This is a genomic window from Arthrobacter sp. 01T419 (genome assembly GCF_056398865.1).
Genome location: NZ_JBFTQF010000001.1, coordinates 437,048 through 460,139, shown reverse-complemented (window position 1 = coordinate 460,139; position 23,092 = coordinate 437,048). Strand labels below are relative to the sequence as shown.

Sequence of the window (23,092 nt, the reverse complement as noted above, 5' to 3'; positions counted from 1 at the left end):
GTCAGCGGACCTGTGCCGCGGCGGCGGCTTCGGGCCGCAGATCCTCAGGCAGCGGCAGGAATTCCTCACCGACGCTCTGTAGCTTGTCGCCGAACAGCGTGCCGAAGTTCTCTACGAGGTCCTCGTAACCCCAGCCGCCCTCCCGGTATTCAGTCGCGGCGGCTTCAGGGTGGGTCCACAGCTGGAGGCGGTCTCCACCGGCGCCGATGGCCTGGCCGGTAATGCGGGCCGCTTCGTCAGAGGCGAGGAAGGCTATGAGCCCGGAGACGTCATCGGCTGTCCCAAAGCCGAGCTCGTGGCGGAAGAAGTGGGGCATGGCCTCGCCGCGCTCGTCCGCCTCTACTGCCTTTTGGAAGTAAGGGACGGTCTTGGTCATCGCCGTGGCGGCCACCGGGATCACCGCGTTGGCGGTGACGCCGGCCTTCTTCATTTCCAGCGCCCAGGTCCGGACCATGCCCACGATTCCGGCCTTCGCGGCGGCGTAGTTGCTCTGGCCGAAGTTGCCGCGTTGTCCCGTCGGGGAACCGATGGCGATGATGCGGCCAGCGATGCCGTTCTCCTTGAAGTAGCCGAATGCTTCGCGGGCGCAAGTAAAAGTGCCGCGGAGGTGGACGTTGATGACCAGGTCGAAGTCTTCGTCCGTCATCTTCAGCAGGCTCTTGTCCCGCAGGATGCCGGCATTCGTGACCAGGATGTCCAGACGGCCAAATTCTGCGACAGCCGCTTCCACCAGCTGCTTCGCTGCTTCTGTGCTGCCTACGGGAGCGACGACGGCGAGTGCCCGGCCGCCGTCGGCCTCGATGGTCCGGACGGCTTCGCCGGCGACCTCGGCGTCGACGTCGTTGATGACCACCGCCGCGCCCTGACGGGCGAGTTCCCGGGCGTAAGCAAGCCCCAGGCCCCGACCGCTTCCGGTGACAATCGCTACTTTTCCTGACAGGCTCATCGCTGCTCCTTTGCTCGATCCCCGTGCATCCAAGCCCTGGGCGTGGGATGCTGTTCTGTATCCATGAAAATACGTATAGTTGAAAATGTCAACGATTGATTTTGAAGATTATTGGAGTTTGTTATGACGATCGAGGCGCAGGACGAGCAACAGGCTGCCACGAAAGACCGGCTGCTCGCCGCTCCTATCAGCCAGGACGTGGGTTTCCTCCTGGCAAAGCTCCATGCCGGCGGCTCGGTCCTGAATAACCGGGCGCTTGCTGAGTTCGACCTCAAAGAGAGGTCTTACTCGGTCCTGATCCTGGCCAACAGCGGCCTGGAGCCTACCCAGCGGGAATTGGCGGGCTTCCTCAGCCTTGACCCCAGCCAGATCGTCGCCTTGGTGGACGAGCTTGAAAAGCGGAAGCTTGTGTCCAGGGCACCGGGCAAGCAGGACCGCCGGGCCAAGACGGTGACGGCTACGGCGCAAGGGACCCAGCTGCTCGCCCAAGCAGCCGTTGCTGCCCGGCGCGCGGAGTCCGAGGTGCTCGCGGCGCTCTCAGACGAAGAAGCCGCCGAGCTCAAGGTGTTGCTGCGCAAGGCATTATGGGGTTAGGCGCTCTGGGTTAGGCCTGCTGGGGTGGGGTGCCAACCGTCGTTCACCCACGGCGTAGGCCGGAACGGACTAACCGCGGCAGTGTATTCGTTGATATAGACACCATCGGTTACAGGAGGTGCGCGATGAGTACGTTGCCGGAAGAAGCTTTTCCCGAAGACATCCCTGACGCCCCATCGGACGACGAAGCCTTGGACGCCTACTCGCGGACGGTCATGCACGTGGCGGAAACCGTCACGCCGCATGTTGCCGCGTTGGAGATGAGCAGCGCGCGCAGGAACGGCCAAGTGAGGATCGGAAGCGGATCGGCCGTAGTGTTCACGGGGGATGGCTACATGCTGACCAATGCCCACGTGGTCTCCGGTCTCCGCTCCGGGAGGGCGATCTTCGCCGACGGAACACACACCGACGTCGAACTTGTGGGTGCGGATCCTCTGTCCGACCTCGCCATCGTTCGGGGGCATCGCACCCCGCCGCCTGCCATCTTGGGTAACGCGGAATCCTTGCACGTGGGCCAGTTGGTGATCGCCGTGGGCAACCCGCTAGGGCTCGCAGGATCGGTGACTGCCGGCGTTGTCAGCGGACTTGGCCGTTCAATTCCGGTCAGGTCTGGCCGGCACAGCCGGGTCATCGAAGACGTCATCCAGACCGACGCAGCGTTGAATCCGGGCAATTCCGGGGGAGCTTTGGCCGACACCAAGGGGCGGATTGTTGGAATCAATACCGCCGTGGCGGGCCTGGGCCTCGGGCTTGCCGTGCCCATCAATACCACCACTCAACGGATCATCGCCGCCTTGCTCAGGGACGGTCGGGTACGCAGGGCATACCTGGGCCTGGTCAGTACCCCTATTCCGTTGGAAGCAAGTGCGGTGATCCGGACAGGCCAAAAGGAAGCGCTCCGGGTAGTGGAAGTCATCGGCGGGTCTCCGGCAGAGCGCGCAGGACTGATTGCGGGCGATTTGGTCCTCAGCGCGCAGTCACGGGCCGTGTCCAGTGCGGAGAGCCTTCAGAAGCTCCTGTTTTCGCAGGCGATAGGGGAGCCATTCCCCCTGACGGTCTTGCGCGACGGCAAGATCCATCAAATCGTTGCCGTACCGAGCGAAATGACCGACGCGGACTCATGAAAGAGCCAGTTCCGTAGAAAGCCGGTTCGCCAGAAAGCCGGGGCCTTGATGGCCCCGGTTTTCTGTTACTTCTTCCTCATCCTCAAATGGGCCACGGGATCCACGGCAGCGTCGGATTCGTGCTTGGCACGCTTCACGGCCCGTTTTTCCTTGATGGACTTGATACTCTTCTTCGTCTCGTGCTGGTGAGGCGCTTTGTCAGGCATGTCATGCTCCCTAACTACGGATCTTCCCTGAGATCCTGCAAAGAGGGTCCTGAAAGGCCCTCTCCTTGTAAGTTACGCCTGTTTCGGCCGAAAGCAACCGGCCGCCAAACGGACCAACAGCTAGGCTTCCGACGCCGGGACGTCCACTATGCCCACGAACCGCGAGCCGATTCCTTCGTACTCGCTGCGGACCTCTCCGGGCAGGATTCCGGGAACCTCGCTGTTCCGGTGGTGCCCACAGAAAACGTAGGTGAACTCCGGCCACCACTTCTTGGGACGGGCAGCCTCGGTGTAACCGCACACGACACAACTCAGGTGAACCCAGACGGGACGCTTGCCGGTGCGGTTGGCGCGCGATTGGACGAGCCACTGCGGTGGGTTGTCCTGCAGCTCGGTCAGTTCGGCTTTTGAAAGCCTGGACGGGATGCCGTGGCGTTGGGCCATTTCCATCGAAATATCAAGGGCCAGTGCGGCGTCACGTCTGCTTATCACCATTCAACGATACGGGACTATCGCCGTGGCAGAACCCCGGAGGAATCACGGCGCCAGTGGACAGGCAGGCGTAGGCTGTGCTCATGACCGACGCAGCGGCCCTGCTGCCAAGCACTCCGCTGCAAAAGCGGGTCCTTGTTGTAGCTATTGTGGCTTCCTTCATCGCCATTTTGGATGGCTTCGTAGTGAACCTCGCGCTCCCGGCGATTGGCCGCGAGCTGGGTGGTGGACTCGTCATCCAGCAATGGGTGGTGGATGCCTACCTCTTGACCCTGGGCGCGCTGATCCTGGTTGCCGGATCCTTGTCCGACCATTTCGGACGTGCGCGGATCCTGGAATGGGGACTCGCCGGTTTCACCATGACGTCCATCATCTGCGGGCTCGCCTGGAACGGGGAGGTGCTTGTGGTGTCACGGGCCCTGCAGGGGATCGCCGGAGCACTCCTGGTTCCGAGTTCGCTCGCCATGATTGTCACGTTCTTCTCCGGACCGGCGCAGTCCAAGGCGATCGGCCAGTGGTCCGGCTGGACCAGCGCGGCAGCTATCGTGGCCCCGCTCATCGGTGGCGCCTCGGTGGATCTGTTGTCCTGGCGCGTCATCTTCTTCATCAACGTGATTCCGGCGGTCGCCGTCTGGCCGATTTTGGCGGGGTTGCGGAAGTCCGACGCCGCCACGGACAGGAACAAGAGGATCGACTATCTTGGCGCCTTCCTGGCCATGGTGGGACTCGGTGGCCCGGTCTACGCCTTCATTGAACAGGGGCGGATGGGCTGGGGGAACATGCTGGTCTGGATGCCCCTCGCGGTCGGGGTGGTCGGGATGACCCTGTTCCTGATCCACGAAGCCAGGACCCCGGAGCCAATGCTGCCCCTCCGGCTCTTCGGCATCCGCAACTTCGGTTGGGGAAACCTGGCCACGCTGGCGATTTATGGTGCCCTCTCGCTGGGATTCTTTGCGGTGGGCATCTATTTGCAGCAAGTCGGAGGAATGAAGGCCACGACGGCCGGCATCGCTCTGCTTCCCGCGACTGTGATCCTGATGCTCACGGCCTCGTTCTTCGGCGGGCTGGCCGGCAAGTACGGTCCGCGGTGGTTCATGACGGCGGGTCCGTTCATCTGTGGAATCGGGTTCCTCATGACCATGGCGGTCCAGGAGCCCTTGAACTACTGGACGCAAGTGCTACCCGGGCAGATCGTGTTCGGAATCGGCCTCAGCACCTTGGTGGCGCCCCTCACCGCTGCGATCCTGGGGGCCGTTCCCACCGAAGAGGCAGGGATCGGCTCCGCGGTGAACAACGCGGTAGCACGTATTGCAGGCTTGATCTGCATCGCGTTCGCCGGGCTCATCATCGGCCCTGTCTTCAGCCGCCAAGGTCTCATCAATGCGGTGGTGGTCACCGCTGTGCTGTTCTTCATCGGGGCGGCGGCATCCGCCGTCGGGATCCGGAACCCGGTTTTGGCCCCTGCGGTGACGGAATCTCCGGAAGGTCCAGCCCCCGACGACGGCGGGACGGCAGCCCGGCGCGCCTGAACAGTGCTTTCCAAGACGCAGTGCTTTCCAAGACGCAGACCGCTCCAGTGACTGCGGTCCAGCGACAGTTTGGTCAGCGTTCCGCGAGGACGCAACCTTCGTGAGCGGTGTCCGTCGCCACCCACAGTGCGGAGGTGACTTCATCGGCGAGATCGTAGTCGCGACTGCCCGGACCTTTGCCGATCCGTACCACCAGGGCGCCTCCGAACGGTTTGCGGCCAATCACTTGGATACTGGCGTCAAGGTCGATTTCCTCGGCGGACAGGTAGCGCAGCAACTCGGGGTTTTCGTCGCTGATCCGGGTGATCTTCCCTGAGTGGCCGTCGTCGAGCTCGATCATTCGGTGCGCGTGCGGCAAGGTCACCGAACCGTCCGCTGCGGGGATGGGGTCACCGTGGGGATCCCGTCCGGGATTGCCCAGCTTGGCTGCCATACGATCGATGAAGGTGTCCGAGACGGCGTGCTCGAGCATTTCGGCCTCGTCATGGACTTCGTCCCAGCTATAGCCGAATTCCCGCACGAGGTAGGTCTCGATGAGGCGGTGCCTGCGGACCATGCCGAGGGCAAGCTGCATTCCTTGGGGCGTCAAAGTAATGGCGCTGTAGGGCTGGTGGTCCACCAGGCCTTGGTCCTTGAGCTTGCGGACCATCTCCGAGACGGAGGAATTGGCGACGCCTAGCCGCTGTGCCAGCTGCGAGGACGTGATGGGTTTGTCCTGCCACTCCGTGAAGGAGTAGATGACCTTGACGTAGTCCTCGATCGAGGAGGAGGGCGCACTGGTCTTCACGGTTCCAAGCCTATCGTGAACCGGCGGCCTCAGACCTTCCACGCCCGCCAGCTCTGCGTGAGGTACGGCAAGGGGATGACCTCGCCCTCAGTGTGACCCAGATGCTCGAAGAGATACCAGCCGAGATTCCCCATGACCTTGGCCCGGGTGGCGTCATTCGCCCTCAAGTAATAACTTCGGGACTTCACCAGTTCGAGGATGTCAGCCGGCGTTACAGGATCCTCCCAACGCGTCACGTGGCTTTCGAGGCCAGCGAACTCCGGGCCCACAACAGGACGGAAGTCTGGCTTGTGGACATCGCCAGCATGCATGATCCGGGACAAACGGTGGACCCAGGGCACCGAAGTGTCCAACTGGTTCCAAATCAAGCCGACAACACCGTGGGGCCGGAGGATCCGAGAAATCTCGGTGCTGGCTGCGAGGGAATCGCACCAGTGCCACGCTTGGGCAACGCTGACGACGTCGAATGCTGAGTCCGTCAGTCCAGTTGCCTCAGCCGTTCCCTCCAAGGCGACCACTTGGGGAAACGCCTTGCGCAGCTGCGTGAGCATGTCAGTGGAAGGGTCCACCGCAGAGACGTTCAGCCCGCGCTCGACCAGGAGCGCAGTGAACTTTCCGGTACCGGCTCCCAGGTCCGCCGCGTCCCGTGCCCCTTCCGGCAGCAGCCAATCGACCGAATCCGCGGGGTACCCGGGCCGGACGCGGTCATAATGTTCCCCGCCGTCCTGGAAACTCTGACCGAGCTCAAGGCGCCGTTCCTCGTAGAGCTTGGGGCCGGCCGAGGTGCCTTTGTGTCGCGGGGCCACGTAGCAACTCCTTCGTAGGACATGAAAAATACCCTACGAATCTACCGCAATCAGTCAGTGCTGCAGGGAGCTGCGCCCGCGGTCCCGGGGGTGTTGGGAGCCCACTCCGGGTAGCTGCGGTGGTCGTTTGCAGGCACCCAACGGCCGGCGTCCACGACGTAATCCCAGCCGAGGCCATTGCTCTTGAGCGCCTGGATGCCCGCGATGAGCCGGGTCGCGTCTTCCAGCCGTGACCCCACGCCGAAACTGGCCCGCAGGGATCCGGACGGGAGGCCCAAGCGCTTGAGCAGCGGATGGGCGCAAAAGCGCCCATCGCGCAGGCCAATGCCGTGCTCGGCCGCAAGATAGGCCGCCACGAGGCCTGCGTCGTAGCCCTGGAGCGAGAAGTTGACCACGCCGATGGTGTCCTGGGGATCGGTGTCGCTGAAGATCTGGTGGACGGTCACGCCGTCGATCTCGTTGAGGCCGTCAATCAAATGGGAGCGGATGGCGGCTTCGTGGGCGTGCCACTCGTCATGGTCGAGGCTGGCGATGACCTGGGTAGCCCGTGCAAGGGTGGCAGCACCGAGTACGTTCGGGGAGCCGCCTTCGTGCCTGGCCGGTCCCGTCGCCCAGCTGACGGAGTCAAGGCGTGCCTCGCGGACTGCGCCGCCTCCAGCAAGGTGGGGTGTGCCGGCGTCGAGCCAGTCGGGACGACCCACCAGGACGCCTGCACCGAACGGCGCATAGAGCTTGTGCCCCGAGAAAACCAAGTAGTCAACATCCGTGGCGGCAATGTCGATCCGGCGATGCGGGGCGAGCTGCGCCGCGTCCACCACAATCCGCGCGCCGAATTCGTGCGCCAGGGCAGCGAGAGCCTTGATGGGCAGGATCTCACCGGTCACGTTCGACGCGCCGGTGACTGCCAGGAGGCTGATGCCCCCGTGGGAGAGGGCGGTGCGCACATTGGCGATAGTCTCGGCCAAGGTTCCCGCGGCAACGATGCTGCGGTGGGGGACGCCTTGCCACGGCAAGAGATTGGCGTGGTGTTCGATGTCCAGATAAAGGACTTCCCCAGTGTGCCGACCGTCCTCAACCGGCAAGCAGCCGGCCAGAAGATTGAGGGAATCGGTGGTGTTGCGCGTGAATATGACGGAATCGTCTGCCCGCCCGCCAACGAAATCACGGACGATGTTGCGGGCGTTTTCATAGACCGAGGTGCTGATCTGGGATGCGTAGCCTGCGCCCCGGTGGACGCTCGCGTAGTACGGCAGGATCTCGTTGAGGTACGCGGAAACCACTGTCAACGCGGGTGCCGAGGCGCCGTAGTCAAGGTTGGCGTAGCGGACGTGGCCGCCCTGGATCAAGGGTGCCTGCAATTCGGCGCCGGTGACCGCGGCGAGTGGGCGTGATGCCGGAGACGGGCGGGCTGATTTGTTGTGCTGGGCTTCTCCGTCGAATTCGGAGACGGTGGGAGAAGTGAACGTGGCTGTGCTCATGGGACCTCACTCAAGAGGGACCCCTGCGTGCAGGGGATCCGCGCTTGCCGCATCCGTTCCGGACCGGCCGGGTCGTCACCCGGGGCACCCCGCCGCGATGGAGGGTTGCCGGCCAGCAAACCGGGGTTTCGCGCTGGCACTCGTGACCTGTAAAGAGACTAGGACACCGGCAAGGCGGGTTCCAATGTGACTCCGATTGTTAAGCGGATTATTACGGTGGCCGGAAAATGTGCCTTCTGCCGAAGAAAAAGTGGCGGTCGTCCCGAAAATGGGACGTCCGCCGTCGATTATTCAGTGAGCAAGGGGCTCAGAGCAGGTCGTCGAGCTCGGGGTTGAGTCGTTTGAGGACCTCGGAGTGCAGGATCGAGTTGGTGGCTACGGCATTGCCGCCGAAGGGGCCGTCCGCGCCTTCGAGGGACGTGAAGCGTCCGCCGGCCTCGGTCACGATCGGCACCAGGGCCGCCATGTCGTAAAGCTGGAGTTCCGGCTCGGCGGCGATGTCCACGGCGCCCTCCGCCACGAGGCAGTAGGACCAGAAATCGCCGTAGGCGCGGCTGCGCCAGACATCATTCTCCAGTCCGAGGAAGTTGTCGAGGGAACCGTGCTGCTTCCACTCGGAAAGTTCGGAGTAGGAAAGCGAGGCATCCTCAAGCCGTGACACATTGGATACTTTCAGCCGGGTGGCAGCGGCAAGTGACCGGCCCATATAGGCGCCCGAGCCCTTGGCAGCCCACCAGCGCTTGCCGAGCGCCGGAGCACTGACAAGTCCCACCACTACTTCGCCCTCGTCCACGAGGGCGATCAGCGTTGCCCAGACGGGTACGCCACGCACGAAGTTCTTGGTCCCGTCGATGGGGTCGATGATCCAACGCCTCGAGCCGTGGCCGGTGCTGCCGAATTCTTCCCCGAGAACGGCGTCGCGGGGGCGGGAACGGGAGAGCTGCCCGCGGATTGCTTCCTCGGCAGCCTTGTCGGCATCGGTCACCGGGCTCAGGTCGGGTTTGGTCTCCACCTGGAGGTCCAGTGCCTTGAACCGCTCCATTGTCAGGGAATCGACGGAGTCGGCCAGGACATGGGCCAACCGAAGGTCGTCGTTGTAGCTCGAATCGGGTTGGGTCATGGTTCCAAACTACCGTCTATTCGCCCGTGAACCGGGGAGGTAGGACGGCAAGCGGCGCGCAGTCAGTTGACGGTGCTGTTAATCGATCGTGCTGTTAATTGACAGTGCCCAATTCCTTGGCCTCTTGGGCTTCCATGCGCGGGTCCGCGCCGAGGAGCCGGCGCAGCGACGCCAAGCGGGCGGGGCCGGCCTCGCCGGCGTGGCCATCAGCGACCCAGGAATCCAGACCGCAACGGACCGCGGTGGCATCGTGCTTGCAGCCCCGCTCGCACGCTTCGGTTCCAGGTTCCAGATCCGGGAAGGCGTGCAGGATGCGATCCGGGTTCACATGAGCCAGGCCGAAGGAGCGGATGCCGGGCGTATCGATGATCCAGCTGCCGCCCGGGGCGTTGGTGAGCTTCAGGGCAAGGGCAGAGGACGAAGTATGCCGCCCGCGCCCTGTCACCGCGTTGACCCCGCCCGTGGCGCGTTCGGCGCCAGTGAGGGCATTCACCATGGTGGACTTCCCGACGCCGGAATGGCCCAGGAGCACGGTCACCTTACCGTCGAGGTAGTCCCGCAACTGACCGACAGCGTCGCCATCTAGCCGGGCGGACAAGCCGTCGTCGGAACGGGCATCGATGCCCGAAGCGCCTGCGTCGGCGGTCCGGCTGATGATGATGGGGAAGCCAAGGCTCACATAGTTGGCGAGCAGTTCCGTCGGATCCTTGACGTCCGCTTTGGTGACGAGCAGCAGCGGCTCGATTCCGGCGTCGTACGCTGCCACCAAGGCGCGGTCAATGAATCCGGTCCTCGGCTCCGGGTTGGCGGCCGCAACAACCACCACCAACTGGTCGGCATTTGCCACGACGGCCCGTTCGATGGGATCCGTGTCATCGGCACTTCGCCGCAGGAGGGTCTTTCGCTCCTCGACGCGCACGAGGCGGGCGAGGGTGTCCGGGGCTCCGGTCACATCGCCCACGAGTGCAACGAAGTCTCCTGGAACCACGGGGGAGCGCCGAAGTTCCCGGGCTCGGGCAGCAATGACGACGCGCTCGTTGCCCGAGCCTTCGCCCACCACCGCCGTGTAGCGGCCGCGGTCGACTGTAATGATGCGCCCGATCACGGCATCGTCGTGGCTGGGGCGGTCCTTCGTGCGGGGGCGTGTGCCCTTCTTGTTGGGTCGGATCCGGACATCGGACTCATCCCAGGAACGTGCGTCGCGAGCCATCGTTAGTTGCTTGTCTCCGTTGAGCCGGCGTCCGCCGGCGTCGGGCCACCGCTGAGCATTGAGGCCCAGATGTGCGGGAATTCGGGCATGGTCTTGGAAGTGGTCGCGATGTCTTCAACCCGGATGCCCTCGACGGCGAGCCCAAGGATTGCGCCCGCGGTCGCCATGCGGTGATCGGCGTAACTGTGCACGACGCCGGCGTGCAGCTTTGCGGGCCGGATCACCAAGCCATCGCTGGTTTCCTCGGCGTCGCCGCCAAGTCGGTTGATTTCGGCAACCAGCGCAGCAAGTCTGTCCGTTTCGTGGCCGCGCAAATGCGCGATGCCAGTGAGCCGGGAAGGGCCCGAGGCCAAAGCGCACAGTGCCGCGACCGTTGGGGCGAGTTCGCTGGTTTCGTCGAAGTCGGCCCCCAGGATTTCGGAGCCGCCCGTTACTGTCAGCGTGCCGTTGTCCAGCGTGACAGTGGCACCCATGGTGGCAAGAATGTCCCGCCAAAGGTCGCCGACCTGCGTGGTGTTGGCCGGCCAATTGGGTATGCGGATGGTTCCCTTGGTGGCGAGTGCCGCCGCGAGGAACGGACCAGCGTTGGAGAGATCCTGCTCGATTCTCTCGTCGAAGGCACGGACGGTGCCGTGGGCCACGCGCCAATGGTTCGGCACGGAGTCATCCACCTGTACCCCGACGCCGCGCAGGACCGAAACTGTCATGTTGATGTGGTCTAGGCTCGGCACGGGCTTGCCCACATGTTCCAGGTGCAGGCCTTCTTCGAAACGGGCACCCACCAGCAGCAAGGCGGAGACGAACTGCGAAGAGGCGCTCGCATCGATCACGAGGTGGCCACCGCGTACGGAACCGGTGCCGGAAACCCTGAACGGCAAGGAAGCGGTGTTCTGCCCGTCCACGGCGCTGACTTCTACTCCGAGCGTTCGGAGGGCTTCGATGATGGTGCCCATGGGACGTTTGCGAGCGTGCGGATCGCCGTCGAACACCGAAACACCGTTGCGGAGGGCAGCAAGGGGCGGCACAAAGCGCATGACTGTGCCAGCAAGGCCGCAGTCGATGGCGGACTCAGGAGCGGCTGCAGCCGCGTCCATTGGGGTGATTTCCAGGTCCGGCCCGTACTGTCCGTCGCCGGGGACTTCGGTAACGGTGGCGCCAAGCTTGCGCAGGGCTTCGACCATCAGGGCGGAGTCCCGCGAGTGCAGGGGTGCGCGCAAGCGGGACGGGCCATCGGCCAATGCCGCCAGAACGAGGTAGCGGTTGGTCAACGACTTGGAACCAGGAACAGTAACCGTGGCATCCACGGGGTGGTCCGCGAAAGGCGCTGGCCACAGGGGGAGTGCGGAGGCGGTGGTGCTGCCTGATTCATCTGTTTGCGTGGCGGGGGTTCCTGGCATGCTTCCTTATGCTCCAACTGCGGTGTCTACGGCCCTGCGAACGGCACGGTCTGTCTTTTTGAGCTGCTTACCGGTGGCCTGCTTGGCGTCCATGGCGAGGTGCTCGGCGCGCCACGCGAGGCTGGGTTTACCTGCGGTGTCCACGGCAGCGAGCAGCACGCCGCCGGTCAGGGAAATGTTCTTGAGCAACTGGGCGCGGCGGGCGAGCCGCCCTTCCTTGGTGCTGATGTCGGCTGAACGCCATTCAACAAAAGTGTTCAGGACCGAGATGCCAGCCAGAAGCGTGGCCGAGAACCGGGAGCACTTGCCGAGGGCGAGCAAGGCGCCCGCGCCTACCTGCGTGCCGCCGATGACGCGCGCCAGCATTTTCTCGTCCGTCGGGAAGGGCAACGACTCCGAGGCACGGCGGAGCAGCGGGGAAAGCTGCTTGGCAGTGTCATCCGCGTTCTTGAGCTTGTCCAGCCCTGCGACAACAAAGCTGGAAGCCAACATTGGCCTGGCGAGAAAACGGACGAGGGACATGTTTTTGCCTCCTGGATGGCTTGCCACAGTGGTCAGGTGGTGCTGCGTTCGAGTGGTGCAGTGTTCACGGCGTGCAGTCGGGTCTAGTCTTGCATCTTTGTGGAATATTTGCCCGGAGCCTGCGGTTGTGAAAAGAAGGTGCGGTATGGGCTGGACCTCGGGTTTTGGCGTGTGTGTTGTGTTGCGCCTGTGTCACGTCGTTGAGCGGAGATGGTTTTTTGGCCTTGGTTAAGGACCGCGAGGAACACTTGGCGCTCGGTCGCGAGCTGCCAGTGGACTCCCGGAGGGTGACAGTAGACTTGGATGCAATGAGCACCATGGATCCGGCCGCAGCGGCCATGTACAAAGCAGCGACGGAAGTCGCGGACGCAACGTCCGACGGCGATCCAACTGTTGAGGCCGACGTCGAGTTCGCAGTGGACTTCGCGTCCGAGACACCTGAACAACGGAGGGCGCGCTTCGAACGCGACGCCATGCAATATGTCGACCAGCTCTATTCGGCTGCCATGCGCATGGCCAGAAATCCGTCCGACGCCGAGGATCTGGTCCAGGAGGCCTATACCAAGGCCTTCTCGGCGTTCCACCAGTACAAACCGGGGACCAATCTTAAGGCGTGGCTGTACCGCATCCTGACCAACACGTACATCAACCTCTACCGGAAGAGGCAGCGCGAACCGCTGCAGTCGAATTCGGACACCATCGAAGACTGGCAGCTGGCGCGGGCGGAGTCCCACACGTCCACCGGACTGCGCTCCGCGGAAGCGGAGGCACTGGATCATTTGCCGGACTCGGACGTGAAGAGCGCCCTGCAGTCCATTCCGGAGGAATTCCGGCTCGCGGTGTACTTCGCTGACGTCGAAGGCTTCGCCTACAAGGAAATATCAGACATTATGAATACCCCGATCGGGACGGTCATGTCCCGGCTTCATCGCGGCAGGAAAATGTTGCGCGATCTGCTGGCGGATTACGCCGCAGAACGGGGAATCAGCGCCGGCGCGGAAGAAAAGGCCCTGGCCGTGGGCGCGGCCGCAAGCAAAAAACAGGAGAAAAGGAAATGAGCTGCCAAGGATTGGGCGACTGCGACGATGCTCGGATGCAGCGTATCTACGAATACCTCGATGGTGCGTTGACCCGTGAAGACATCGTAGAGATCAAAGTGCATCTGGAAGACTGCCCGGAGTGCACTGAGCAGTATGACCTTGAGTGCGTCATCCGCACCGTGGTCAAGCGCTCCTGCACGGAGGCGGCGCCCGAGAACCTCAAGAACTCGATCCTGGACAGGATCCACTCGATGAAATCGGTGGACGTCTAAGAGGCTGGAACGGCAAGGGCCCCGGAAACCTGATGGTTTCCGGGGCCCTCCGCATTAAGTCTTACGCTAAGCCGCTGGCTTAGGTGTTGGGACGCTTGCCGTGGTTTGCGCCGCCGCGCTTACGGTCACGACGCTTACGTGCACGCTTGCTCATAGCTGGCCTCCTTAGATTCTTGATACTCAATAAAGCTGCCCTCCAGTCTCCCACATCCGGGGGCCGCCCCGCGAACCGCGCGGACTCAGCCCCGTAGGGAATTCCGTATGGAGATCCTCGCCTGGTCCAGGACGGTTCGCACAGTTTCAAGGGCGACCGGCGTCAGGGCCTTGGAGCCGGCATGCTGGCGCAGTTCGATCCGGATGTCGTCACGGAAAGATTGGACCAACAGCTCGGCCTCCTTGAGGATGCGGTGCCCCTCAGGAGAGTAACTTCCGGCCCACGACTGGAATTCCGCGGTCTTGGCGTTGGCGCGTGCGGCCTCGGCGGTCGCGGCCAAGTCCGCTCGCAAGCCACGCATGTTGCTGCGGATGTCTTCACGGAGGCTATCGGCCAGCCGCCGCACGGAGGCAGAGATGTTGTCTTCGACGTCGGCCAGTTCCTGCCGGCGACTGTTGAGTTCCGCCAACCCGGCAACTGTGATGGAGTAATTGGTACGGCGCCCGTCGCTGCTCGTCGCTACGAGTCCTTCCTCCTCGAGTTTGCCAAGGCGCGGGTAGATGGTTCCGGCACTGGGGGAGTAGGTCCCGCCAAAACGTTCGCCGAGGGCCTTGATGAGCTCGTAGCCGTGCTTGGGGCCCTCTTCGAGGAGTGCCAGCAGATAGAGCCTCAGGGCTCCGTGGGCAAAGACGGGCGGCATCAGACTTCCTCTTCTCCGGGGACTGAGTGCGTTGTTCCGGGTGCTGGCGCGCTGCCATGGATGATGGAGGTCTTGCCAGAGATCGAATTGGTGCGCACTACCATGAGTTGCTGGTCGGGCCCAACAATAGTCTGGACGACCTTGCTTCCTGGCTGGGCGTAGTGGCGGTCATCGATCGTTACCGTGCCACTTGCCGACTTGGCAACAATGTCCACCCCCACATCGTGGGGCAGGCGGATAGTGAGGTCGCCTGAAACGGAATTGGCTCCGAAATCCTGGGTGTAGCCGTGAAGGTCGAAACTGAGCTCGCCGCTGACCGTGTTGGCCCGGATGTTCTTGAAGCGGCCTGAAGCCGTGACTTCGCCGGACACGCTCTTGGCAGTCATGACGCCGTCGTGGTTCCGGGCGATGACCTCACCGCTGACGGTATTGACGTGAAGATCGCCGTGAGTCCGGTCCGCAAGGACGGATCCGGACACGGTGTTGAGGCGGATATGTCCGTTGACGCCCGACACCATGCCGTCACCGCTCACAGTTCCCGCCTCGACGTCGACGCCGGCAGGCAAGGCGATGCTGATCACGATGGTGTTGGTACTGGTGTTGTTGACTGTCCCCATGAGGTTGCGGAACCAGCCCTGCGGGCCGTGCAACTGGTGCCGGACCTCGAGCCGGCCATCAATGAGGGCGACACTCAGGGGATCGCCGTCGATTTCCGAGACTTCGATCCTCGCGATCGGCTCATCATGGGTGACGACATCAAAGCGACCCTTGACGATCCCCAGCTTGAGTGAGCGGACGCCGTCGACGTCGATGGTCCGCGGGCCGGTAACGGTCCAGTTTTCCTCTGTCATGACCCCTCCATTGTTGCGACGCGCCTGTTGCGATATATCGCGTCTATGGATTTACGATATATCGCGAACAGCGGGTTGGCAATGGGTTCTTGCTGGAGAGAGGCGCCTGCTATTCCGGCTGTGCGATCCTCAGCCACTGGAACCAGCCACGGTGCAACACGAGCCACGCCATGAGCCCGTAGCCCGCCTGGCCCGGGGTGCCACCATTTGCGGCGAGGTCAGTGCGCCATTGTTCGTGGTTGAGCAACGGCGAGAAAGTGTCCACATATTGGTGGTTGCGGCGGGTGGTGACATCGGCAAAAGCGGCGTTGAGCTCCGCGATCCTGCGATTCTTGGCAGGGTCCAGGGTAGGAGGCGGACCGACGACGAAAACTTCGATGTTGCTTTGGGATGCGCCGTCCAGGATATTGGCCAGATTGAGGCGGCTCCGGGCAGTTGAGACACCGAATTCGATGTCGCGGCCGGACAATCCGATCACGAGGCGGTTCTCGTGGACATTGCTGAAACGTCGTCCGGCCTCGTCGAGCCACCGACCCGCAAGGCCTTCCGTGCCCTCCATGGGGCAGGGGAGAGAGTAGCTCTCCACGAGGACGGCGTCCTGGGGAGTGCGTGCAAGGACCCTTCCGAGCCAACCCAAAGCCCTGGGGTCACCGAGCCCGGCGAGCAGTTCATCACCAACAGCTGCGATACGCAGCTTCCTGTCTTCCACAGTTACCTCTTCACCAAACGTTGCGGTCCTTGCACTGTGCCCGGCCGGGCGGCAGGATTGCCGGGCACTTGTTCCATTAAACAGAACCGCCCGGCTGGAAGCGGGTATTGAACCTCCAGCCGGGCAGCCTTCTTTATGAGGGTTTACTTGCGTTCGAATGCCTGCTTGAGCAAGGTGGCCTGCTCGGCGCTGTGACGCTTCATGGAGCCAGCAGCCGTGGAGGCGGACGCCGGACGCGAAACGAGGCGGACCTTGCGATCCAGTGCCTGCGGCAGGTTCAAGCCAATGAACGGCCACGGGCCTTGGTTGGCGGGTTCGTCCTGTGCCCAGACGATGTCGGCGTTCGGGTACTTGGCCAGCTCAGCTTCGATTTGAGCCTGGGGCAACGGGTAGAGCTGCTCCAAGCGGATAATCGCCGTCGAGGTGTCGCCGATCTTCTGGCGGTTCGACAGAAGATCGTAGTAGAGGCGTCCGGAAACCAGGATCACGCGGTCCACGCTCTGTGCCTCGAGGGGCTCGTGCTCGCCGATGACCGGCTTGAAGCCGCCCGTGGTGAAATCCTCCACCGCCGAGGCGGCTGCCTTGAGGCGCAACAGCTGCTTCGGAGTGAAGATGATGAGCGGCTTGCGTGGCCGGCTGTAGGCCTGGCGCCGCAGCAAGTGGAAATGCGAGGCGGCCGTGGTGGGGTTGGCCACGATCATGTTGTCTTCGGCGCACAGCTGCAGGAAGCGTTCGATGCGGGCGGACGAGTGGTCCGGTCCCTGGCCTTCGTAGCCGTGCGGCAGCATGAGCACAAGCGAGGATCGCTGGCCCCACTTCTGCTCTGCAGAGGAGATGAATTCGTCGATGATGGTCTGTGCGCCGTTGACGAAGTCACCGAACTGGGCTTCCCACAAGACCAAGGCATCCGGGCGCTCCACCGAGTAGCCGTATTCGAAGCCCATGGCTGCGTATTCGGACAGCAGGGAGTCATAGATCCACAGCTTGGCCTGCTTGTCGCTCAGGTTGCCCAAGGGCATCCATTCGCCTCCGTTGGCGCGGTCGTGGAAGACTGCGTGGCGTTGCACGAACGTGCCACGGCGGGAGTCCTGGCCGGCCAGGCGGACGGGGACGCCCTCCATGACGAGCGAACCAAAGGCTGCAATCTCGCCAAAACCCCAGTCGATGCCGCCTTCACGGGACATCTGCTCACGCTTCTCCAGAAGCTGTTTGAGCTTGGAGTGGACCGTGAAGTCCTCCGGAACGTCTAGGTGCGCCTGGCCGATCCGCTGGAGCATTTCGGCTGAAATGGCGGTGGTGGCGGGCGCGTTGGTGCCGAAGTCCGCCTGCTGGGCGATCGGACGCTCGATGTCGGAGACCGCGGCGGAGTCCGCCGTGATAATCGGGATCGGCGAAGTCTGGGCAGCGTGGGTCTCAGCGAAGACGCGCTCCAGGCGTTCCTGGTAGTCGCGCAGCAACTGCTCGGCTTCGTCCTCGGTGATGTCGCCACGGCCAATGAGGGACTCGGTGTACAGCTTGCGGACGGAACGCTTGGCTTCGATCAGGTTGTACATGAGCGGCTGCGTCATCGAGGGGTCGTCGCCCTCGTTGTGTCCACGGCGGCGGTAGCACACCATGTCGACAATGACGTCCTTGTGGAAGCGCTGCCGGAATTCGTAAGCCAACTGCGCGATGCGCACCACGGCCTCGGGGTCGTCCCCGTTGACGTGGAAGACCGGGGCCTGGATCATCTTGGCCACATCGGTGGAGTACGTGGATGAACGCGATGACGACGGAGCGGTGGTGAAGCCGACCTGGTTGTTCACGATGATGTGGATGGTTCCACCGGTACGGTAGCCACGCAACTGGGACAGGTTGAGCGTCTCCGCGACAACGCCCTGACCGGCAAATGCAGCGTCGCCGTGAACCATGATGGGCAGCACGGGGAACGCCTCGCCCTGGTCCAGCCGGTCCTGCTTGGCGCGGACGATGCCTTCAAGCACAGAGTCGACCGCTTCAAGGTGGGAAGGGTTTGCCGCAAGGTAGACCTTGGTCTCGTTGCCGTTGTCCGAAGTGAACGTGCCCTCGGTGCCAAGGTGGTACTTGACGTCGCCTGAGCCCTGCACCGATCGGGGGTCCTGGGTGCCTTCGAATTCACGGAACACCTGGGCGTAGGTCTTGCCCGCGATGTTGGTAAGCACGTTGAGGCGGCCGCGGTGGGCCATGCCGATCGCAACCTCATCGAGGCCGTCGTCGGCCGCGTCGGAAATGATCGTGTCCAGCAGCGGAATCAGAGATTCGCCACCTTCAAGCGAGAAGCGCTTCTGGCCTACGAACTTGGTCTGCAGGAAGGTTTCGAAGGCTTCGGCCGCATTGAGCTTGGAGACGATGCGCAACTGCTCTTCGCGGCTCGGCTTGGAGTACGGGTGCTCCAGCTGGTCCTGGAACCACTTGCGTTCCGCGGGCTCTTGGATGTGCATGTATTCGATGCCTGTGGTGCGGCAGTAGGCATCGCGGAGGACACCGAGGATGTCGCGGAACTTGAGCATCGGCTTCCCGCCGAAACCACCGGTGGGCCATTCGCGGTCCAGGTCCCAGAGCGTGAGGCCATAGGTCAGGACGTCGAGGTCAGGGTGCTTGCGCTGGACGTACTCAAGCGGGTTCGTGTCTGCCATGAGGTGGCCGCGGACCCGGTATGAGTGGATCAGCTGCTGGATGCGCGCGACCTTGTTGATCTCGTCAGCGGGATCCACCTGGAGGTCGGGGCTCCAGCGGACGGGCTCGTAGGGAATGCGAAGGGCTTCGAAGATCTCGTCGTAGAAGTCCTGCGCACCGAGGAGTAGCTGGTGGACGAGCTTGAGGAATTCACCGCTGCCGGCGCCTTGGATGACCCGGTGGTCGTAGGTGGACGTCAGCGTGAGGATCTTGCTGATGGCGTTCTGGGCGATGATCTTCTCGCTGGCGCCCTGCCATTCAGCCGGGTAGTCGAGGGCTCCGACGCCGATGATGGCGGCTTGGCCCTTGGAGAGCCGGGGCACGGAGTGCACGGTGCCGATGCCGCCTGGGTTTGTCAGGGAGACGGTCGTGCCGGCGTGGTCGTCCGCCGTGAGCTTGCCATTGCGGGCGCGCTTGATCAGGTCTTCGTAGGTGTGCCAGAACTCCGCGAAGTTCATGGTCTCGGCCTTCTTGATGTTGGGGACCATCAGGAGGCGGGTGCCGTCGGGCTTGGGCATGTCAATGGCGATGCCGAAGTTGACATGCGCGGGCTGCACGGCAACGGGCTTGCCGTCAATTTCGTCGTAGTACACGTTCATCGACGGGAACTGGGACAGGGCGCGGACCACAGCGTAGCCAATGAGGTGGGTGAAGGAGACCTTGCCGCCGCGGGCCCGGGCAAGGTTGGAATTGATGACAACGCGGTTGTCGATCAGCAGCTTGGCCGGAACGGCCCTGACGCTCGTGGCGGTGGGAACTTCGAGGCTCAAGACCATGTTCGAAGCGATGGCCTTGGCCGGACCTCGGAGGACGGAGACGACGTCCTCTTCAGGCGGGGTAGGGGCCTTGGTGCTCTTGGGGAGCTGTGCCGGGATCGGTTGGGCCTGGCTGCCGTCGGACGGCTTCTGCGCGCCGTCCTTGGCGACAGTGGCCGGAGCCTTCTTGGCCGGCGCAGCAACGGCAGGAGCAGCTGGCGCAGGCGTGGCGGTGGCAGGAGCGGCTGCCGGGGCAACCACGGGCGCAATCGGCGTCATTGCCGTTGCTGCGGCCTGTGCCACGACAGGAATTTCACGAGTGGGGGGGTTCGCAGGGGCTGCGGATGTTCCGTTGGAAGAAGTGCCGTCAGCGGTATCGAAGGATTCGAAAAGCGGCCACCACTTGGCGTCGACCGAATTCTTGTCCTGCTGGTACCGCTCGTACAGTTCGTCAACGAGCCACTCGTTTCCGCCAAATTCCTCGGGTAGACGGTGGCTTGGCTGCTCTGGCACTTGAAATACGCCTCTTCCATGAGTGTTGATTTCCAGCTGGCCCGGGGAACTGCAGGGGTGCAAAGGCGAGCCAGGGTCCGGGTCCCGCGAACTCAGACCCTTGCCAGTCTAGTGACGAGCGGCGGCTATCTGCCAATAGTGGTGACCTAAATCATGTCAATCCTGATGTGCGTCGGCTGAAGCGCCTTGGCAGGACCGTTTTTTCGTGGGTTCTTCCCGTGGACCATCGCGGCGCGGACCCTGTCATGGCCGGTGAATTCGCTTGGTGACCGGACTGTAGACTGGGATTCTTATGGACAGTAATTCTAGGTGCCGGCCTGGGAGCTGCAGGGGAAGCCGTTCGGCAATCTCCGCGCAGCGCACCCGTCGAGCCGGCAACACCCGTACACATGCCCATCGCGGTCCGGAGCTCCAGGCCGGCAGGGCAGCGGATCGTTCTTCCGCTGCGTCCGACCAACCCCCGCCGGGTCAATCTGCCCCTAGTCTTCCCGGACGGCTGCTCCACACGTCCGCACCGGCCGGCGGTGGCCGGTAATGGAGTGGCTTTTCCTTCTTGCCGGTGTGCTCCTGATACTGGGCACGGGCTTCTTTGTCGCGGTGGAGTTCTCGCTCGTGGCACTCGACCAGGCGACCGTCCAAAGAGCGGTCGACGGCGGCGACCACGCGGCCGTGGCGTTGCTGAAATGCCTGAAATCCCTCTCTACCCAGCTTTCAAGCTGCCAATTGGGGATCACCCTCACTACCTTGCTGACCGGGTTCGTCATGGAGCCTTCCGTTGGCTCTCTGTTGCACGGACCGCTGCTCTGGGCCGGGTTGCCTGAAGCTGCCGCGCAGTCTTTGTCCCTCATCCTGGCCATGACGTTCGCTACCGTCTTGTCGATGCTGATCGGTGAGCTTGTCCCCAAGAACATGGCCATCGCCTTGGCATTTCCGCTGGGCCGGGCCCTAGCCCGCCCGCAGCTGATGTTTACGGCCGTGTTCAAGCCCGCGATCGTGGTGCTCAACGGCTTCTCCAACAAGATGCTCAACCTCGTTGGACTTGAAGCCAAGGAGGAGATCTCCGGCGCCCGCTCGCCGTCTGAACTGGCCTCGTTGGTGCGTCGTTCGGCGGAGCTGGGAACCCTCGACGCAGGAACGGCCAACTTCGTTGCACGCACGCTGAACTTTTCAGCCCGCACCGCGGCCGATGTCATGACGCCGCGCATCCGCATGGAAACCATTGACGCCGATCAACCGGTGTCGGACATCATCGAGGCCGCGCGGCGCACCGGATATTCGCGCTTTCCTGTCATCGGTGAGTCCGCCGACGACATCCGGGGCGTGGTACACATCAAGAAGGCAGTGTCCGTCCCGTCTGAACGCAGGAGCAGGGTCGAAGCTGGCGCCATCATGTCCGAGGTCCTGAGCGTTCCCGAAACCATCCACCTTGACTCCCTGCTCTTGGAGCTCCGCGAGGGCAACCTGCAACTCGCCGTCGTGCTTGATGAGTACGGCGGAACCGCAGGAATCGCGACGCTCGAGGACCTGGTGGAGGAAATCGTCGGCGAAGTGGCTGATGAGCACGACAAAGTCCGCCCTGGATTGCTGCAAAGCGCCTCGGGCGACTGGTACTTCCCCGGGCTTCTGCGCCCGGACGAGGTCAGCGAACAGATCCTGGGCCTGACAGTCCCTGACGACCCCGCGTACGAGACCGTAGGCGGCTACGTCATGAGCCAACTGGGACGGATTGCCGTCGTCGGTGACGTTGTCGAGGCGGGCGGCGGCACTCTTGCCGTCACGCGAATGGACGGCCGCCGGATCGACCGGATCTGCTTCCGCCCCGCGGCGCCCGAACCCGATGACGATGGCCCGGAAGACAGAGATGCCACAGAACGTGATTCGACTGGTTGGCAAAGCAAGAAGCAGGCCAGCAAGCGTGTAAACAGGGGCACGGGCAGTGCGGCGGGCAATGCCGTAAGCAACCCCGTAGGCAAAAATACCCGCAAAGGACGTGCAGCATGACCGACTGGGCAGGAATCCTATGGCTCGTGGTCCTGTTGATTGGCAATGCCTTCTTTGTCGGCGCCGAGTTCGCTGTGATGTCGGCGCGCCGCAGCCAGATCGAGCCTTTGGCCCGGAACGGCTCCAAGCGCGCGCAGACCACCCTGTACGCGATGGAACACGTCTCGTTGATGCTGGCGTGCGCCCAACTTGGCATTACGGTGTGTTCGTTGCTGATCCTCCTTGTGGCCGAGCCGGCCATCCACCATTTGCTGGGGGCACCGCTGGAATCCGTGGGCGTCCCTGTTGAATTGGCAGGCATCATCGCTTTTGCGGTTGCGTTGCTGGCAGTCACGTTCCTTCATGTGACCTTCGGCGAGATGGTCCCCAAGAACATCTCGGTGTCCGTGGCGGACAAGGCCGCATTGCTGTTGGCGCCTCCGTTGGTGCACGTCGCCCGTTTCGTGAAGCCCGTTATTTGGACGCTGAACTGGTCGGCCAACCGCATTCTGCGCCTGATGAAGATCGAGCCGAAGGACGAGGTGACCTCCTCCTTCACTCTTGAAGAGGTGCAGTCGATCGTCCAGGAATCGACCCGCCACGGACTGGTGGACGACGACGCCGGCCTGCTGAGCGGAGCGCTTGAGTTTTCCGAGCACACCGCGGCGCACATCATGGTGCCGCTCGACAAGCTTGTGATGCTCAAGCCCGGGTCCACACCGCGCCAACTGGAGAAAGCCGTCAGCCGCACAGGTTTCTCGCGTTTCCCGGTGTTGGACGACGACGGCGAGCTGACCGGCTATCTTCACGTCAAGGATGTGCTTTCCATTCCCGAGGAGGGACGCCGCTATCCGATTGCGGAAAGCCGGATCCGGTCCCTCGTAAACCTCGCGCCCGAGGATGAGATTGAAGATGCCATGTCCGTGATGCAGCGAACCGGTTCGCACCTTGGCCGGGTTGTCGCGGCGGGTGGCGCGACATTGGGCGTGTTGTTCCTGGAAGACGTTATCGAACAGTTGGTTGGCGAGATCCGGGATGCCACCCAGGCCACGGGGATCCGGCGCTTGGGCGGACCTACGTCAACATAGCCTCTTGCCGGCCCCTGTGGGGTAGGAAAGAACCGTCGTGAATCCTAAATAGGAATCATTCCCATTTATGGATACACTCATTGAGCCAACTATTGTGCTTGATTCTCATTTGAGTAGATCCGAGG

At 63.1% G+C, this 23,092-nt stretch carries 22 protein-coding genes and 1 riboswitch; of the genes, 7 read left to right on the top strand and 15 right to left on the bottom strand.

The genetic code is table 11. The annotated features are described in order from the left end of the window. Window position 1: 1 nt before the first annotated feature. Window positions 2-946, bottom strand: a complete 945-nt coding sequence (locus AC1DLO_RS02220) for an SDR family NAD(P)-dependent oxidoreductase (RefSeq protein WP_476888634.1) — start codon at window positions 944-946, stop codon at window positions 2-4. Window positions 947-1,069: 123 nt separating this feature from the next. Between AC1DLO_RS02220 and AC1DLO_RS02215 the strand changes: the two genes are divergently transcribed. Together AC1DLO_RS02215 and AC1DLO_RS02210 are read left to right on the top strand one after the other, a co-directional pair. Next, window positions 1,070-1,540, top strand: a complete 471-nt coding sequence (locus AC1DLO_RS02215) for a MarR family winged helix-turn-helix transcriptional regulator (RefSeq protein WP_476888633.1) — start codon at window positions 1,070-1,072, stop codon at window positions 1,538-1,540. 125 nt (window positions 1,541-1,665) lie between these two features. Next, on the top strand, window positions 1,666-2,664 hold the full coding sequence (locus tag AC1DLO_RS02210; RefSeq protein WP_476888632.1) for a S1C family serine protease: 999 nt from the start codon (window positions 1,666-1,668) through the stop codon (window positions 2,662-2,664). Window positions 2,665-2,729: 65 nt separating this feature from the next. Here AC1DLO_RS02210 and AC1DLO_RS02205 read toward each other — a convergent pair whose 3' ends face one another. Both AC1DLO_RS02205 and AC1DLO_RS02200 read right to left on the bottom strand, forming a co-directional pair. Further along, window positions 2,730-2,870, bottom strand: a complete 141-nt coding sequence (locus AC1DLO_RS02205) for a hypothetical protein (protein ID WP_172465476.1) — start codon at window positions 2,868-2,870, stop codon at window positions 2,730-2,732. A 120-nt stretch (window positions 2,871-2,990) separates the two neighbouring features. Beyond that, the gene (locus AC1DLO_RS02200) at window positions 2,991-3,365 is read right to left on the bottom strand and encodes a hypothetical protein (protein ID WP_260404800.1); all 375 of its coding nucleotides are present in this window, start codon (window positions 3,363-3,365) and stop codon (window positions 2,991-2,993) included. Between the two features lie 80 nt (window positions 3,366-3,445). On the opposite strand from AC1DLO_RS02200, the gene AC1DLO_RS02195 reads away from it, so the two are divergent. Continuing rightward, complete coding sequence (locus AC1DLO_RS02195; RefSeq protein ID WP_476888631.1) at window positions 3,446-4,891, top strand: MFS transporter; 1,446 nt, start codon at window positions 3,446-3,448, stop codon at window positions 4,889-4,891. A 73-nt stretch (window positions 4,892-4,964) separates the two neighbouring features. Here the strand turns inward: AC1DLO_RS02195 and AC1DLO_RS02190 are convergent, their stop codons facing one another. From AC1DLO_RS02190 to AC1DLO_RS02160, 7 genes are all read right to left on the bottom strand, one after another. Beyond that, window positions 4,965-5,678, bottom strand: a complete 714-nt coding sequence (locus AC1DLO_RS02190) for a metal-dependent transcriptional regulator (protein WP_476888630.1) — start codon at window positions 5,676-5,678, stop codon at window positions 4,965-4,967. A 29-nt stretch (window positions 5,679-5,707) separates the two neighbouring features. Beyond that, complete coding sequence (locus tag AC1DLO_RS02185) at window positions 5,708-6,484, bottom strand: class I SAM-dependent methyltransferase (RefSeq protein WP_476888629.1); 777 nt, start codon at window positions 6,482-6,484, stop codon at window positions 5,708-5,710. Between the two features lie 50 nt (window positions 6,485-6,534). Next, window positions 6,535-7,962 (bottom strand): aminotransferase class V-fold PLP-dependent enzyme, encoded by a 1,428-nt coding sequence (locus tag AC1DLO_RS02180; RefSeq protein WP_476888628.1) that lies wholly within the window; start codon window positions 7,960-7,962, stop codon window positions 6,535-6,537. 35 nt (window positions 7,963-7,997) lie between these two features. Beyond that, window positions 7,998-8,110: riboswitch (SAM riboswitch) on the bottom strand. A 159-nt stretch (window positions 8,111-8,269) separates the two neighbouring features. Next, a complete protein-coding gene (gene hisN / locus AC1DLO_RS02175; RefSeq protein ID WP_184737047.1) occupies window positions 8,270-9,082 on the bottom strand; it encodes a histidinol-phosphatase in 813 nt (270 codons plus the stop codon). Window positions 9,083-9,176: 94 nt separating this feature from the next. Beyond that, entirely contained in the window at window positions 9,177-10,292 is a 1,116-nt protein-coding gene (gene rsgA, locus AC1DLO_RS02170; RefSeq protein ID WP_476888627.1) for a ribosome small subunit-dependent GTPase A, read from the bottom strand. A gap of 2 nt (window positions 10,293-10,294) precedes the next feature. Continuing rightward, window positions 10,295-11,689 (bottom strand): 3-phosphoshikimate 1-carboxyvinyltransferase, encoded by a 1,395-nt coding sequence (gene aroA / locus AC1DLO_RS02165; RefSeq protein ID WP_476888626.1) that lies wholly within the window; start codon window positions 11,687-11,689, stop codon window positions 10,295-10,297. Between the two features lie 6 nt (window positions 11,690-11,695). Further along, window positions 11,696-12,211 carry a DoxX family protein gene (locus AC1DLO_RS02160; protein ID WP_476888625.1) on the bottom strand — a complete coding sequence of 172 codons (516 nt, stop codon included), beginning with the start codon at window positions 12,209-12,211 and terminating at the stop codon, window positions 11,696-11,698. Window positions 12,212-12,429: 218 nt separating this feature from the next. Here AC1DLO_RS02160 and AC1DLO_RS02155 point away from each other — a divergent pair, with 218 nt between their 5' ends. Together AC1DLO_RS02155 and rsrA are read left to right on the top strand one after the other, a co-directional pair. Then, a complete protein-coding gene (locus AC1DLO_RS02155) occupies window positions 12,430-13,269 on the top strand; it encodes a sigma-70 family RNA polymerase sigma factor (RefSeq protein ID WP_476888624.1) in 840 nt (279 codons plus the stop codon). After that, window positions 13,266-13,523 (top strand): mycothiol system anti-sigma-R factor, encoded by a 258-nt coding sequence (rsrA, locus tag AC1DLO_RS02150; RefSeq protein WP_184737058.1) that lies wholly within the window; start codon window positions 13,266-13,268, stop codon window positions 13,521-13,523. The genes AC1DLO_RS02155 and rsrA overlap by 4 nt, the downstream gene beginning before the upstream one ends. A gap of 79 nt (window positions 13,524-13,602) precedes the next feature. On the opposite strand, the gene AC1DLO_RS02145 is transcribed toward rsrA, so the two are convergent. From AC1DLO_RS02145 to AC1DLO_RS02125, 5 genes are all read right to left on the bottom strand, one after another. Then, a complete protein-coding gene (locus AC1DLO_RS02145) occupies window positions 13,603-13,677 on the bottom strand; it encodes a 50S ribosomal protein bL37 (RefSeq protein ID WP_369299106.1) in 75 nt (24 codons plus the stop codon). Between the two features lie 85 nt (window positions 13,678-13,762). Beyond that, window positions 13,763-14,377, bottom strand: coding sequence for a PadR family transcriptional regulator (locus AC1DLO_RS02140; protein ID WP_476888623.1), 615 nt, complete (start codon window positions 14,375-14,377; stop codon window positions 13,763-13,765). Further along, complete coding sequence (locus AC1DLO_RS02135) at window positions 14,377-15,228, bottom strand: DUF4097 family beta strand repeat-containing protein (RefSeq protein ID WP_476888622.1); 852 nt, start codon at window positions 15,226-15,228, stop codon at window positions 14,377-14,379. Before AC1DLO_RS02135 ends, AC1DLO_RS02140 begins: the two co-directional genes overlap by 1 nt. A gap of 109 nt (window positions 15,229-15,337) precedes the next feature. Further along, complete coding sequence (locus AC1DLO_RS02130) at window positions 15,338-15,937, bottom strand: GDSL-type esterase/lipase family protein (protein WP_269992429.1); 600 nt, start codon at window positions 15,935-15,937, stop codon at window positions 15,338-15,340. A 143-nt stretch (window positions 15,938-16,080) separates the two neighbouring features. Next, window positions 16,081-19,899 (bottom strand): multifunctional oxoglutarate decarboxylase/oxoglutarate dehydrogenase thiamine pyrophosphate-binding subunit/dihydrolipoyllysine-residue succinyltransferase subunit, encoded by a 3,819-nt coding sequence (locus AC1DLO_RS02125; protein WP_476888621.1) that lies wholly within the window; start codon window positions 19,897-19,899, stop codon window positions 16,081-16,083. Between the two features lie 534 nt (window positions 19,900-20,433). Here AC1DLO_RS02125 and AC1DLO_RS02120 point away from each other — a divergent pair. Together AC1DLO_RS02120 and AC1DLO_RS02115 are read left to right on the top strand one after the other, a co-directional pair. Then, window positions 20,434-21,900 (top strand): hemolysin family protein, encoded by a 1,467-nt coding sequence (locus tag AC1DLO_RS02120; RefSeq protein WP_476888620.1) that lies wholly within the window; start codon window positions 20,434-20,436, stop codon window positions 21,898-21,900. Beyond that, entirely contained in the window at window positions 21,897-22,967 is a 1,071-nt protein-coding gene (locus tag AC1DLO_RS02115; protein WP_476888619.1) for a hemolysin family protein, read from the top strand. Before AC1DLO_RS02120 ends, AC1DLO_RS02115 begins: the two co-directional genes overlap by 4 nt. The last annotated feature ends 125 nt before the right edge of the window (window positions 22,968-23,092 follow it).